This window comes from Acetobacterium sp., assembly GCF_039830195.1.
Classification (GTDB): domain Bacteria; phylum Bacillota; class Clostridia; order Eubacteriales; family Eubacteriaceae; genus Acetobacterium.
Window position 1 is genome coordinate 83,534 of the sequence record NZ_JBDODG010000041.1, and the last position, 12,916, is coordinate 96,449.

The window sequence follows — 12,916 nt, forward strand, 5'->3', positions numbered from 1 at the left end:
AGGGCAATGATGAAATAAAGGTTTGGTTAAGCTATGTAAACAGGCTGTTACAAAAATTCCTATTCTGCAACAGCCTGTCTAATAATATCTATAAAATGGTCTGATTAATGCAATTTCGTTTTATACAAACAAGGTTGTTCCGGCATTTTCGTTGCTGGCGATATAGGTTCCGACGCCAGCATACTCAATCCCGTCAATCAATTCTTCTTCCTTGATGCCCATCAGATCCATACTCATGGTGCAGGCAATAAAACGAACCCCTGCTTTTTGGGCTTTTTGGATCATCGTATCGAGATCATCGACGTGTTTCTTTTTCATAATGCCCTTAATCATGGCCGGGCCGGCACCGAGCATATTCATCATCGAAAGTGGCAATCGGGCTGCTCCTTTTGGCATCATCGCACCAAACATTTTTTCGATAAAGTTTTTGTTGTGGCCTTTTCCATCTCTTTTTCTGAGGGCATTCAGGCCCCAGAAAGTGAAAAAGAGGGTGACGTTTTTGCCCTGAGCAGCAGCCCCCTGAGCGATAATCATCGACGCTAACACCTTATCAAGCTCGCCACTGAAAACCACCAGGGTGGCATTTTTCTGTGTCGAGACAGCCGGCATCAGACTGCAGGTTTCCCCGGCATCGCCTTTGCGAATCACACTGATATAGCTTTTACCCTGGGTTTCCTGGGAAATCAGGGTATGTCCATTGGTTTCACACCAGCTTTTTATATCGCTGACAAAACCAAAATCAGTGGCGATAATCTGGACCAGATCACCCGCATCGACGCTTTGGACGGCTTCGTAAGTGGCCATTAACGGACCTGGACATTGCAGTCCGGTAACATCAACCTTTTTTTTGATTATCTGGGTGCCATCGCCGCCCTGATCCATATTGACGCTATTTGAGTCATCTTTCTTGGGTACGCACTCGCCGACGGTAAAATCGGGTTGTGCCAGCTGGTAGTGGGCGGTTTTATAGGTACTGTAACCACCTGATAAATTATAGACATTGGTGAAGCCATGGCCTTTTAAAATTCGGATCCCCAGGTAAGCCCGCTGACCGACCTGACAGGTCACATAAATAGGGGTATCCTTGGCGATGGTAATTTCTTCAATGCGGTCTCTTAAGGTATCTAATTCGATATTGACGGCACCCTTGATGGCCCCGGCGCTGAATTCAATCGGAGTCCGTACGTCCAGTAGAAATCCGCCGTTGGTGACAATATCGTCGATCTCAAACCATTCCACGGTTTGATAAACACCTTCTTCAATGTTGCTGGCAATATAGCCCAGAACATTGACCGGATCTTTGGCTGAAGAGAACGGTGGTGCGTAGCATAATTCAAAATCCTGCAGATCTAATACCGTCGCACCAGTTTTCATGGCGGTGGCAATGACGTCAATTCGTTTTTCGGTACCGTCCTGCCCAACGGCCTGAGCCCCAAGGATTTGCAGACTGTTGGGATCATAAAGAAGTTTCAAAGCAATATTGGTGGAATTAGGATAGTAACCGGCATGGTTGGCCCGATGTGCCATCACGACCTGATAAGCGATTTTTTTCATATCCAATTGCGCCGCATTGTTGCCAGTCGATGCAATTGTTTTGCTAAAGACCTTGGCGACAGCCGTTCCCTGAATACCGACATTCTTGGTCTGGATATCATTGATATAGTCGGCAACGACCCGACCCTGACGGTTTGCCGGCCAGGCCAGCGGGATGGCAGTCTGATTTTTGGTGACAAAATCCTGTACTTCAATGGCATCGCCAATGGCAAAAATATCCGGATAAACTACATCTGTTTCAGCATTGATAACCTCATAATTAGCAGTTGTGACAATGTGTCCCCGGGGACCGCATTTAAGGTTGGCATTTTTTGCCAGGCCGTTTTCCGGAACCACGCCAATCGCTAAAATAACCAGATCTGCCTGTAACACCATGCCACTTTCCAGCACCACTTCGGTTCCCTGTTTTTGGAAATGATCCACACCATCTTCCAGGATGAGATTTACGCAATTGGCATTGATTTCCTGATGGACCAGTTGAGCCATTTCGAAATCCAGGGGTTTTAACACCTGATTCATTTTTTCCACAAGGGTAACGTTGATGCCAAGTTCCTGAAGGTTTTCGGCCATTTCCACACCGATAAAACCACCGCCAATGACAACCGCCCGCCCCACCTTGCCGGCATCCACGATGGCCTTGATTTTATCAGTATCCGGGATGTTTCGCAGTGTTAAAACATTTTCGGCTTCGGCCAGTCCGGGAATCGGCGGTGCAATTGGTTTTGCCCCAGGTGATAAAATAAGCTTATCATAGGTTTCTGTATAAACCTGATCAGTCTGATGATTTTTAACTTCCACTGTTTTAGCAACTGGATCGATTCCGATAACTTCACTGAAGTTCCGGATATCAAGATTAAAGCGTTTTGACATCCCCTCGACGGTTTGTACCAGTAATTTCTGACGATCAGTAATCACATTGCCGATGTAATAAGGCAACCCGCAGTTAGCAAAAGAGATGTACTCATCGCGTTCGAACAATATGATTTCATCTTCTTCACTCAAACGACGCAAACGCGCAGCAGCAGTGGCGCCGCCGGCGACACCTCCAACAATTAATATCTTTTTCATTATAAATCCTCTCCGTATAAAGCCTGAATAATATTTTTGGCTGGTTTACTGATGACTTCATAATATATTTCATTTCCCGTCCGATATCCCTTAACGATCCCGGCATTTTTCAGCTTGGACAAATGCTGCGAGACCCCTGACTGGGAAACTTCAAGGCACTCTTCCATATAGGAAACGTTACATCGCCCGTTTGCGATTAGCCCTTTGGTGATGCACAGACGAACTGGATGCCCCAAAGCTTTTAAAATTTCTGCTGTTATCTCGTGATCTTTCAAATCCATTTCCATGAAAATTTCTCCTTGTGTTAACATAATAAATCAGCCTTACATTATTATATTAGACTTTTCTAATATGTCAAGCATAAATTTTTCTTATCCTTCAAAATTCTTTATCCAACATCAATCTATCTTGTCTTTATTTTGCAATTGGTTGTCATTCAACTCTTGTAATTTGCACAGATACTGTGTAGAATTGCTGGTTTATTGAACAGTCTGGGTATTTTCCTCCTTTATTTAGTTTCTAATTGCTAGTTGATTACACATTACCACATTCTAATTCATTAATCAAGAGGATAGTTTTGTTATTTTTATTTAACAAACTAATCGTTTTCGAAATTTGATAAATTAAAAATGCCCAGTTTTAATAACTGGACATTTTTCGGGGACGTTTTACTTTAAAAGAATTTAATTAGACTATGAGTCATTTTCGAACTCGCAAACATTTTATCACTTAATCATTACCGAGTATTTTATACAATAATCGGTACAGAGTGACTGCTTCCTCCTGGGTGATGGGCAGACACTGCTTGATTTTCTCGGGAATCTCGCTGGCTGGGCCTTTGAGTGCCTCACCGGCCGGAGTCAGTTTGATAATCACATTGCGCTCGTCACTGGAATCCCGGTTTCGTTCGATAAATCCTGCTGCTTCCAGGCGTTTCAGTAAGGGGGTAAGGGTTCCGGAATCGAGATACAGGTATTCCCCCAGGGTTTTAACGTTGATGGTTTGGTGTTCCCACAAGACCATCATGGCAATGTATTGGGTATAGGTCAGTCCGATTTCGTCCAAGTAGGGTTTATAGCGTTTGACCACTTCTTTAGCGCTGGCATAAAGGGGAAAACACAATTGGTTTTCCAGTTTCAGTTGTTCATTGTCCAAGTCAATCACTCCTTCGAAAAAATATATTAAACATTATACCTCACAATTCCATTGCCGGCAATTTTTTAATGGGCGGATTGTTCGCTCAGTAACTTTTTAATATCATTTTCGATTTTTTCAGGAGCATCAGTCGGGGCAAAACGTTTGACCACTTCGCCTTCTTTATTCACTAAAAATTTAGTGAAATTCCATTTGATATTGGAACCCAGCATCCCACCCTTTTCCTTTTTCAGATAGGTAAACAACGGATCGGCATTGTCGCCATTGACATCAATTTTATGAAAAATCTTAAAGGTGACCCCGAATCGGGTTTCGCAGAAGTTTTTGATCTCATCATCGCTGCCCGGGGCCTGGTTGGCAAACTGGTTAGAGGGAAAATCCAGGATTTCAAACCCCTGCTCCCGGTATTTATCATAAAGATCCTGGAGCCCTTCGTATTGCGGGGTCAGGCCACAACCAGTGGCCGTATTTACGATCAACAGCACCTTACCCTCGTAATTTTTGATGGAAACATCCTGGCCGCTGGCATCTTTGACGGTAAAATTATATATACTCATTATATTTCTCCCTTGCGTTATTAGATTGCATGCAATTATTATATACCACAATTTAATTTTGTCAAGAGCTTGTTAAATATTTATGATCTCCGCGGTGACACTTTGGATGTTGCGCAAACCGTTTTTGATTTCTTCTGGTGAACAGACGTGAATGCTCTGCGGCAGATAATTGAAAAACTCCCTGAAAACAATCACAATGCCAATTTCCCTTACCGTCAGTTTCATCATCCGTTGGTTTATCTCATTGACCAGGATAAATTCAACCCGTTCTTCTTGGACCAGATAGCGGACACATAAATTTTTGGCGCAGCTGATCAATCCATCTCTCAGCACGAAAATGTCTTTTTGGGGAACACCAACTTTTTCAAGCGACTGCGGCTGGCCTGAGATCGTATCTTGCGCGACGGGACTGGTATTCAAATCAAGCAGACTATCAAGCCGATCAAACGGGATGAATTTTTCCGTACTATTATTTTTACTGATTTTCTCAAAAGAAGGCAGCGATTCATTAATCCATTTTTGTGGTTGTTTTTCTACAAATAAAGCGCATTTGCTGAGAATGGAATGAGCTTTTTCCCGATAGTAGTCCAGAATTTCCGGATCTTCATAAATAATGGCACTCTCAAAATCACGATCGATGGTGATCACCTGTTTTGAGGTGATCACATAATTGGGGACAATTATGCTGATATCATCGTATATTTTGCTGCCCGAGTAAAAATAATAGGGTTCATATTCAATATTATCCAGACTTTTTAATAACAGCACCGTTTTCAGGATATCCAGGTTATTTCCCAGTTTTTTCTTATTAACTAAGGGAATAATGTTTTGTATTTTTCCGCCCTGGTTGTGACTATTGAGCCGCATAATCAGCTCAAATAGGAAATAATGCTTGAAGTTAATGGACATGATGACATGGGCATCTTCATGCCTGCCCATTTCTTCCATAAAACAGCTACGGATGATCCCTTCAATTTTTACCTGGCCCTTGATGATCCGGGCTTTTTCAGAAGCCAATTGATTTTTTATCAGATATTCTTCGGTTTCAATCCAATTTTTTTCGGGTTTAACCTGATTGCAGATTTCACCAAAAAGAGCAAAAATATCCTGACTGTTTTTTAATACTTCGCGATCATCGTATGCGTTTTCAAAGAGCGTATACAACTGCTTCTTTTTCTCTTTGGTCAGGTTTAAAGTGACCATTATTTTACGCAGATGTTCCAAATTCATCTTGCGTTTACCCGACAAAAAATGCTGGAAGGTTGATCGATCCACCCCCACTTCTTTAGCGAGTGAAAATACGGTCATATTTTTTTCTTTAATCAGTTCTTTTAGGATATTGCCGATTTCCTGGCTCATTTTATTCCTCCGTCTCACTGAATTAAAAAGCGCACGTCAGCCATGGGCAACGCACGCTTTGTTAAAGATTAACTAAATAATGTCGAATCAGAAAATGATTATACTTTATTTTTCTGTCGGGAATCTATTTCAATTCAAGCTAAATATAAGCAAGTTCTTTTTGTTTTTCCAGTTGTCTTTGTGCTGCGTTAATCACGTCTTCCGTTTTATCGGTTTCATCATATTTGGAAGCAAAGCCAAAAGATACCGATACTTTTATGGATTGCACCTTAATCTCACTCATATTCTTTTTAAACCGTTCCAGGGCTCGTTCAACCTTGGCGCCTTCCGTTCTCGGCATCAGAATAACAAACTGATCACCTTCGTAACGGGCCACTACATCATCGCCCCGCACCCCATATTTAAGCACCTGAACTGCTTTTCGCATTAAAATATCACCCACCGCATGGCCATACTCGTTATTAATCTTGGACATGCCATTGATCGTCATGAAAATGATTGATAATGGATATTGTTGACTTTCATCCATTCTTACTAATTCTTCGTCATAGAATTTGCGATTGTAAACCCCGGTCAGTTGATCGTAAAAAGACAGGGATTCCATGTTCTGATCCATACTGTTTTTTTCTTTGAGCAGATCTCTAATCGAGGTTTTGTTCTCCGTAACATCCTGAATAAAACAAACGATCCCGATGATTTCACCCGTTCTTGTTTTGATCGGCGCCCAATGATTTTTTCCAACAACAACACCGCCATGGCTACTTTCGTACTCTTCAATGGAAGAAAATTGTTCACCAGCCAGAACGCGGTCAAAAAAAGTCTTTAAGTTATCGCATTCTTCATAATTTTCGATGATATCGAGAATCCGCGTTCCAATCTCGATGTCGGCGCCCCATTGTTCTTTGGCCATCGCTTTATGGCGATTGTTGAAGCTCAGATATCGGTATTCGCGATCCAGCCCAAAAATCATAAAATCATGCGTTGTTTCAAGTATGGTCTTCAGCATACTGTTGGCTAACTCTAACTTGTCCGTCAGCGATACAACCGCTTCTTCAAATGACTGTTCTTCTATTTTTTTTCGATTATCTTCATTTATTGTATCAATATTAACTACGCTCATATTTTTATTCACTAAGCCTCACCTCCAAAATTATTCAAATCTTAGATTCAATTGATTTATGTTCCTTTAAATTGGTAATAATGTATATTGTAACATTTCCATGTGCAAGATTCTACTTTTTTCTCCTGAATTTTTGCTAATCTGGTTATTGCTATCATGCCGTGAGCTTAGTTTTTTTACATTTGTTAAGTTTTCAACAGATTAGAGTCTGATGCCTTCCGGAAAGCCGACTGAAAAGCCTGGCTGTTTAAGTATTTTTCGATTGACAAAGCTGACTTTTTCAAGGGCGTTACAGCCGAAAAAGGCGTATTCCCCAATCGTTTCCAATTCTCTGGGCAGATGAATCTCAGTCAGTTTTTTGCAGCTGTAGAAACAGCTGATGCCGATATGCTTTAACTGATCTGGCAGGACGATACTTTTAATCTGGCTACAGTCCTTAAAAACGTGACTGCCTAAAACTTCCAGTTGGCTATTGCCGGGAAATTCCACCACTTCGATCCCCTGGCAACCGAGAAATGCCGCTTCTTCGATTGCGATCACGGCATCCGGAATCACCAGTCCGGCCAGCGACTGGCAGCCTTCAAAGGCTGAGGTGCCAATAACTTCCAGCACTTTGCAGTTGCTCAGATCGATATTTTTCAATGCCTGGCAACCATAGAAAGCAAAATCTTCAATCGCTTTCAGCGTGCTGGGGAAACTGACTGTCTCCAATTGTGAGCATTTATAAAACATACTGCGTTTGACTACCTCAACCCCCTCGGGAATATGGACTGATTTTATCTTGCGGTCATGACGGTAGCCGTGATTAGCTGCCGCCTGAAATTCCGGCGCACTTTTAAAAACCAGTTCTTGTCCAGTTTCTTCAACCTCTTCCGGCTCAAAAGCAGCTGGCATCTCGACTGGGTTTTTATCAGTCACATCCCATTTTTCCAGGACGTCTTTTTTCTCTTCCAGGGTCTGATTCATCAGGAAAAAATCATTTTTCAAGCTGTTCAGTTCCTCCCGCACCGGGTTTGGTTCCGGGATGAAAAACTCGGCAACCGGCTGGCTGGCTTCATATTCGCTGCTGGTATCAAACAAATCTCTGGCATCAAACAATTCATCGTCATACGTCGGCAGCGCCTCATTGGATTTTGCAATATTTTCGTTAAGGGTTTGTAACTCCATTGCGGCCGCATCGATATTCGCCTTCACAACATTTAATTTCTCGCGGGAAATTTCCAGTTCCTGTCTGCTGTTTTCCAACTCGTTGTTTAAACGTGACAACTCCGCTTCTTTGACTGCGATGACCTGATTGATCCGCATCAGTTCGCGGCTGACCGGTGAAGGGGTGATGGTTTCAAGAATAGTGGCGGCTGCTTCGGGCGCTGCAATTGACTCAGGTTGCGGTTCAAAGATGACCAGATAAAAATCTTGATCCTGGCCCAGTGACGCTTGCTTCAGCATCGGGATTACCCTGATGATCAGCCCGCTACTTTCACCGTTTCGTTTCGCAGACAATAAAGGAGAAACAGCCGCGGCCTGGGTAGTAACCGCCTTATACAGAGTGGTGTTCAAATCACGACGCACCTTTTTTCGGGCCATCTTCAGGACGTTGTTTAACCCGTAACTGCCCTGGGCCGGTTCCAGATACAATCCGGTGTGGCCATGAACATAGCGAATATTTCCGAGGTGATCAACCAGTACCCCCGCCGGGGCATATTCTTTTAGCAGGGCTTCCCGGGTCAGCTCCGCGATGGTCATCTTTCGTGGCCCGACCTTCCGGGCAATCGTTAAAAAGAGCGGCCACTCCAGCGCCCCCGATCGTGGTAAAAAACGCTCCACTAACCGATAGTGCTTCTTCATCCAATCTCCTGCATCTGCTTTATACTGTTGTTCCATAACCAATTCCTCCATATCTTTGTATCTCACTTTCATACAGCAACGAGTGGTCTCCGCCGCCTAAAATGGCTTCTGATAGACTGCCGGCATAATGAATTTATAATTTGTCTGCCGCAGATTAAGGGATTCTGCATGACCGATAAACAGATACCCGCCGGGTTCGGTGTGATTAAACATTTTTTCCACCAACCGGTCCTTGGTGGCCTGATCAAAGTAAATCATCACGTTACGACAGAAAATGACATCAAACTTTTTCTTAAAAACAAAGGTTGGAGTCATCAGATTAAAGCGACGAAAAATCACTTCTTTCTTGATCTCATCCGCCACGACCATCTGGTTGCTGTCATAATTGTTAAAATAACGCAGTTTCCAATTAGGCGGCAGGACCTGAATCCGGTCCTTATCGTAAATTCCCGCTCTGGCCGTATCCAGCACCTTGTTTGAGATATCCGTAGCCAGCAACTTTTTGTCCCAGTGATGGGCGTCCGTGCCGAAAAACTCGGCCATAATCATTGCCAGGGTATAGGGTTCCTCGCCGGTGGAACTGGCAGCGCACCACAAGCGAATATCGTGATTGTTTTCTTGTTCTTTTTTTTTCTTGAGGTAGGGCAAGACCGTATTTTTAAAATAGTCAAAATGCTCGGGCTCCCGCATGAAAAAAGTATGGTTGGTTGAAACCTTATCGATCAGCACCGAACTGGCTTCCCCGGTTGTATCTGAAACCAGATAATGATAATAGTCTGTAAAGCTATCAAAGCCTAACTCAACCAGCAGCTTATGCAGCCGGCCCATGAGCAGGAGTTGCTTTTCTTTTTTTAGTTCAATGCCATATTCGCAGTGAATATACTCCGTTAACATCGCGAATTCTTTTTCGGTAATTTGAATCATTTTTCCACATCCTCAATCCTGTTTTCATCGCTTCACCGACGGCCTGAAAAGGCTGATTTTACTGGTGAAACCTGAGAATAGTTTACCCCAGCGCGCTGTTAAAGTAAATACTGAATTTATCTGCTAATCCCCACACTTTGTCGAAATTAAGCTTGTCACCCGACACGAAAAAGTCTATAATAGAATAAATCTAATTTAGAATGGAGAATGAATATGGCTATCGTATGGACACCAGCATTATCAGTCGGCGTAGAAAACATTGATTCACAACATAAGATCTGGTTTGAAAAAGCGGATCAGCTTTTTGAAGCCGGGAAAACCGGAAAATCCAAGGAAGTGATTGCCCAGATGTTTGATTTTCTCGACGACTATACCAAACAACACTTTCGCGATGAAGAAGCGTACATGACCAAAATCAATTATCCTGAAATTGATGAGCAAAAGAAATTGCACAAAAATTTTATTGCCGAGTTAGCAAAACTTAAAGCCGATTTCGAGCAATCCGGTGGAAATATTACCCTGATCATCAATGCCAATCAGATGATTGTCGATTGGCTGACCAAGCATATTTCGACGATGGATAAGAAAATTGGCGCCTATGCGAAAACCCTGTAAAAAAGCAAACCGCAGTCTCGTCAGAGATTACGGTTTTTTTCTGGTTTTTATCTGTTACGGCGCCACCTGATGCTCATTGACTGTGTCAATGAACCCGATTTTTATCAGCACTTCCGTCAATTTTGTCATATCAAGTGATTTTGAGGCATAGGCATTGCAGCCGTAGTCAAAGGCGGACTTGACAATATCGGTTTCGCCCAGAACCGTGGTCATGATGATTTTGCTGGCGTCCGCTTCTGTGACTTGTTGCTGCCGTTCCAGATCGCGGATTGTTTTTAAGACCTGGATCCCGTCTATTTTTGGCATCATTACATCGAGACAGATCAGATCATAGGCCAACCCCTCTTTAATGGCCAGCAGATAGGCATCGATGGCTTCCAGGCCATCCACCACCAGATCACAGTCACCATAGCGGCTCAAAAATTTGGATAAAAATTTGCGGCTGACCATATCGTCTTCCACAATCAAAATTCTTTTCATTTCAATTCTCCCACTCGTTTCAAGTCTTCATCAGCTGCCATATTTCGTTGATTCGTTTTAAATACTCCGCCTCCTTTTCAACCCGGTTTTTTGTGATTTCCAGTTCCATTTTAAAAACCAGGTTCTTCAATTCCTCGGCGTTCATCTGTTCAAAGATTCCTTTCAGCTGATGGGCAATGACTTCCATCAATAACAGATTTTCCTGATCCAGCAGCTCATTAAGTCTTTCAATCTTCTGATTGACAAGACCTTGTTGCTGGTCATCAAGTGTTATTTCCGCCGCCAATCCCGATCGCACCAAACTTTCTTCTTTTTCATTAAAACGACTGATCATTGCCAGCATCAGTTTTTCGTCGGAGTTTTCGTGATTTCCCAACATTTTTCCAGGGCATGCTTCTTGTGGACGCGAATGGTCGATTCCGCGGTATCAATCAGGTTGAAACTGCCGGGATTAATCATCAGTTTACCGGCTTTAATTTTGGCAAAATCGAGAATATCGTTGATGATCCCAATCAGCACCGTCACACAACCTTTGGCGGTGCGCAGATTATCCTGCTGCTCAGCGGTCAGGGGTTCTAATGCTGTCAGATCAATCATCCCGACAATTCCGTTAAGCGGCGTCCGGATTTCATGGCTCATATTGGCTAAAAATGGAGTGTTATCATAAAAGTGCAGTCCCAAATTGCAAGGAAATGAGGTAAAAAAAATAAAAAGGACTGACTAATGATGAAAAAAGTATATAGTGCCGAAGAACGTTATGAAGCGTTGAAGCTGGCAAACGAAATTGGCAATAAAGCGGCCGCAGAGCGGTTAGGCATAAAAATCGATACCTTGTACACGTGGATCAGCAAAGCTAAAACCGGAAAGGTTGGTTTTTGTGATAATCCAGGGAACGTCCCAATAACAGATCCCAATCGTTTAAAGCAGCTCGAAAAAGAGCTGCGTGAAGCCAAAGAAGAAATTGAAATTCTTCAGGATGCGCTTGGTTTTTTTGTCAAGCGCCGAAAGAAATAGCAAAACAGCAGCGTATGTCATATATTAACGACCGTCGCGACCGTTGGCAGGTTGCCCTGCTCTGTCGTACGCTTGGTGTCAGCGAATCGGGTTACTACAAATTTCTGCGGTCAAAAAGTAAACCGGATAAGCACGCAAATCTTTTGGCGCAAATCCATGAATTAATTCAGGAAGACGAAGAAAACGCCAATTATGGTGTTCGACGTATTTATGATTATCTTCGATTAAATCGGAACTATCATGGGAGTTTAAGGACAATCTACCGCATCTGCAAAGAAAATAATCTGATGATCCGCATGAAGCGTAAACCCAATGGGATCACGAGAGCCGATGCCGAAGCGCAAAAGTCTGAAAACCTCATCAAACAGGATTTCACAGCGGAAGCGCCGAATCAAAAATGGCTTACTGATATTACAGAAATCCCCTGTAAAGATGGAAAACTTTATCTGGCACCCATTTTTGATTGCTATGACGGCAGTATCCGGGGCTTCAGGATGGATGACAACATGCGGGCAGACCTTTGTGTTGAAGCGTTTCAGAACGCCTGCAGAGATGATGGTGCCGAAGGAATGATTCTTCATTCCGATCGGGGCACGCAGTTTACCAGCCAACGCTTTCGAAAGGTATTAAAAAAAGCAAATGCCATCCAGAGTATGAGTGGCACCGGCCGCTGCTATGATAATGCCCGGATGGAAAGTTTTTTCGCAACGCTGAAAAAAGAGAAGCTCTATAAAATTAATACCAAAAGTATGCCCATGGTTGAAGTCAAAACGATTGTTTACCGCTATATCCATTATTACAATCGACGACGAATTTACAGCACAAATAATGGATATCCACCGCTGGTTTATCGGGGACTATTTTACGATAACCAGCAACTCGCTGCATAGTATGGGGTATGTCAAGTTTTGATTATTGTTTTGGAAGATGATCGAGGGCTCTTCTACCCTTCTATGATAGGGGATTGGATAATTCCTTGCAGGTTTTGACTGAACTAATATTGACAATTCCAAATTTCCGATATGAGTACTTTTTTGATGGAGCAGTCAACCGCCCTGACCGAATATGACGAGGCGCTTGTCCGGCGACTGATTGAAAAAGTTAAGGTCTACGAGGATAAATTCACTGTGGAATTCAAATCCGGTGTGACGGTAGATATTGAAGTAAATTAAAATCGGGTAGGAGGCTGACCATTAATTGATCAGCCGACCTCCCACACCACCGT

At 43.0% G+C, this 12,916-nt stretch carries 15 protein-coding genes; 4 read left to right on the plus strand and 11 right to left on the minus strand.

Going from position 1 to position 12,916, the window contains the following annotated elements:
- Window positions 1–120: 120 nt before the first annotated feature.
- From ABGU93_RS13135 to ABGU93_RS13170, 8 genes are all read right to left on the minus strand, one after another.
- A complete protein-coding gene (locus tag ABGU93_RS13135) occupies window positions 121–2,622 on the minus strand; it encodes a DsrE/DsrF/DrsH-like family protein (protein ID WP_347413894.1) in 2,502 nt (833 codons plus the stop codon).
- The gene (locus tag ABGU93_RS13140; RefSeq protein WP_026395660.1) at window positions 2,622–2,909 is read right to left on the minus strand and encodes a metalloregulator ArsR/SmtB family transcription factor; all 288 of its coding nucleotides are present in this window, start codon (window positions 2,907–2,909) and stop codon (window positions 2,622–2,624) included. Before ABGU93_RS13140 ends, ABGU93_RS13135 begins: the two co-directional genes overlap by 1 nt.
- 442 nt (window positions 2,910–3,351) lie before the next feature.
- Entirely contained in the window at window positions 3,352–3,777 is a 426-nt protein-coding gene (locus ABGU93_RS13145; RefSeq protein WP_347413895.1) for a MarR family transcriptional regulator, read from the minus strand.
- Between the two features lie 65 nt (window positions 3,778–3,842).
- A complete protein-coding gene (locus tag ABGU93_RS13150) occupies window positions 3,843–4,334 on the minus strand; it encodes a glutathione peroxidase (RefSeq protein ID WP_347413896.1) in 492 nt (163 codons plus the stop codon).
- A 72-nt stretch (window positions 4,335–4,406) separates the two neighbouring features.
- A complete protein-coding gene (locus tag ABGU93_RS13155) occupies window positions 4,407–5,693 on the minus strand; it encodes a helix-turn-helix transcriptional regulator (RefSeq protein ID WP_347413897.1) in 1,287 nt (428 codons plus the stop codon).
- A 139-nt stretch (window positions 5,694–5,832) separates the two neighbouring features.
- The gene (locus ABGU93_RS13160; RefSeq protein ID WP_347413898.1) at window positions 5,833–6,825 is read right to left on the minus strand and encodes a diguanylate cyclase; all 993 of its coding nucleotides are present in this window, start codon (window positions 6,823–6,825) and stop codon (window positions 5,833–5,835) included.
- 189 nt (window positions 6,826–7,014) lie between these two features.
- Complete coding sequence (locus ABGU93_RS13165; RefSeq protein WP_347413899.1) at window positions 7,015–8,694, minus strand: leucine-rich repeat protein; 1,680 nt, start codon at window positions 8,692–8,694, stop codon at window positions 7,015–7,017.
- A gap of 60 nt (window positions 8,695–8,754) precedes the next feature.
- A complete protein-coding gene (locus ABGU93_RS13170) occupies window positions 8,755–9,582 on the minus strand; it encodes a protein-glutamate O-methyltransferase CheR (protein WP_347413900.1) in 828 nt (275 codons plus the stop codon).
- A 213-nt stretch (window positions 9,583–9,795) separates the two neighbouring features.
- Between ABGU93_RS13170 and ABGU93_RS13175 the strand changes: the two genes are divergently transcribed.
- Window positions 9,796–10,197, plus strand: a complete 402-nt coding sequence (locus tag ABGU93_RS13175) for a bacteriohemerythrin (protein WP_347413901.1) — start codon at window positions 9,796–9,798, stop codon at window positions 10,195–10,197.
- Between the two features lie 54 nt (window positions 10,198–10,251).
- Here ABGU93_RS13175 and ABGU93_RS13180 read toward each other — a convergent pair whose 3' ends face one another.
- The 3 genes from ABGU93_RS13180 to ABGU93_RS13190 are packed head-to-tail and all read right to left on the minus strand — an operon-like array spanning window position 10,252 to window position 11,316.
- On the minus strand, window positions 10,252–10,677 hold the full coding sequence (locus tag ABGU93_RS13180; RefSeq protein WP_347413902.1) for a response regulator: 426 nt from the start codon (window positions 10,675–10,677) through the stop codon (window positions 10,252–10,254).
- A 19-nt stretch (window positions 10,678–10,696) separates the two neighbouring features.
- The gene (locus tag ABGU93_RS13185) at window positions 10,697–11,056 is read right to left on the minus strand and encodes a hypothetical protein (protein ID WP_347413903.1); all 360 of its coding nucleotides are present in this window, start codon (window positions 11,054–11,056) and stop codon (window positions 10,697–10,699) included.
- Window positions 11,020–11,316 carry a histidine kinase dimerization/phospho-acceptor domain-containing protein gene (locus ABGU93_RS13190; RefSeq protein ID WP_347413904.1) on the minus strand — a complete coding sequence of 99 codons (297 nt, stop codon included), beginning with the start codon at window positions 11,314–11,316 and terminating at the stop codon, window positions 11,020–11,022. Before ABGU93_RS13190 ends, ABGU93_RS13185 begins: the two co-directional genes overlap by 37 nt.
- 87 nt (window positions 11,317–11,403) lie before the next feature.
- Between ABGU93_RS13190 and ABGU93_RS13195 the strand changes: the two genes are divergently transcribed.
- From ABGU93_RS13195 to ABGU93_RS13205, 3 genes are all read left to right on the plus strand, one after another.
- Window positions 11,404–11,691, plus strand: a complete 288-nt coding sequence (locus tag ABGU93_RS13195) for a transposase (RefSeq protein WP_347413905.1) — start codon at window positions 11,404–11,406, stop codon at window positions 11,689–11,691.
- The gene (locus tag ABGU93_RS13200) at window positions 11,688–12,581 is read left to right on the plus strand and encodes an IS3 family transposase (protein ID WP_347413909.1); all 894 of its coding nucleotides are present in this window, start codon (window positions 11,688–11,690) and stop codon (window positions 12,579–12,581) included. The genes ABGU93_RS13195 and ABGU93_RS13200 overlap by 4 nt, the downstream gene beginning before the upstream one ends.
- A 132-nt stretch (window positions 12,582–12,713) precedes the next feature.
- On the plus strand, window positions 12,714–12,863 hold the full coding sequence (locus ABGU93_RS13205) for an integrase (RefSeq protein ID WP_347413906.1): 150 nt from the start codon (window positions 12,714–12,716) through the stop codon (window positions 12,861–12,863).
- Window positions 12,864–12,916 lie beyond the last annotated feature (53 nt).

Coding starts and splice junctions, on each gene's coding strand:
- ABGU93_RS13135 (WP_347413894.1), bottom strand. CDS start 2,622: ATGAAAAAGATATTAATTGTTGGAGGTGTCGCCGGCGGCGCCACTGCT.
- ABGU93_RS13140 (WP_026395660.1), bottom strand. CDS start 2,909: ATGGAAATGGATTTGAAAGATCACGAGATAACAGCAGAAATTTTAAAA.
- ABGU93_RS13150 (WP_347413896.1), bottom strand. CDS start 4,334: ATGAGTATATATAATTTTACCGTCAAAGATGCCAGCGGCCAGGATGTT.
- ABGU93_RS13155 (WP_347413897.1), bottom strand. CDS start 5,693: ATGAGCCAGGAAATCGGCAATATCCTAAAAGAACTGATTAAAGAAAAA.
- ABGU93_RS13165 (WP_347413899.1), bottom strand. CDS start 8,694: ATGGAACAACAGTATAAAGCAGATGCAGGAGATTGGATGAAGAAGCAC.
- ABGU93_RS13170 (WP_347413900.1), bottom strand. CDS start 9,582: ATGATTCAAATTACCGAAAAAGAATTCGCGATGTTAACGGAGTATATT.
- ABGU93_RS13175 (WP_347413901.1), top strand. CDS start 9,796: ATGGCTATCGTATGGACACCAGCATTATCAGTCGGCGTAGAAAACATT.
- ABGU93_RS13180 (WP_347413902.1), bottom strand. CDS start 10,677: ATGAAAAGAATTTTGATTGTGGAAGACGATATGGTCAGCCGCAAATTT.
- ABGU93_RS13185 (WP_347413903.1), bottom strand. CDS start 11,056: ATGTTGGGAAATCACGAAAACTCCGACGAAAAACTGATGCTGGCAATG.
- ABGU93_RS13190 (WP_347413904.1), bottom strand. CDS start 11,316: ATGAGCCATGAAATCCGGACGCCGCTTAACGGAATTGTCGGGATGATT.
- ABGU93_RS13195 (WP_347413905.1), top strand. CDS start 11,404: ATGAAAAAAGTATATAGTGCCGAAGAACGTTATGAAGCGTTGAAGCTG.
- ABGU93_RS13205 (WP_347413906.1), top strand. CDS start 12,714: ATGAGTACTTTTTTGATGGAGCAGTCAACCGCCCTGACCGAATATGAC.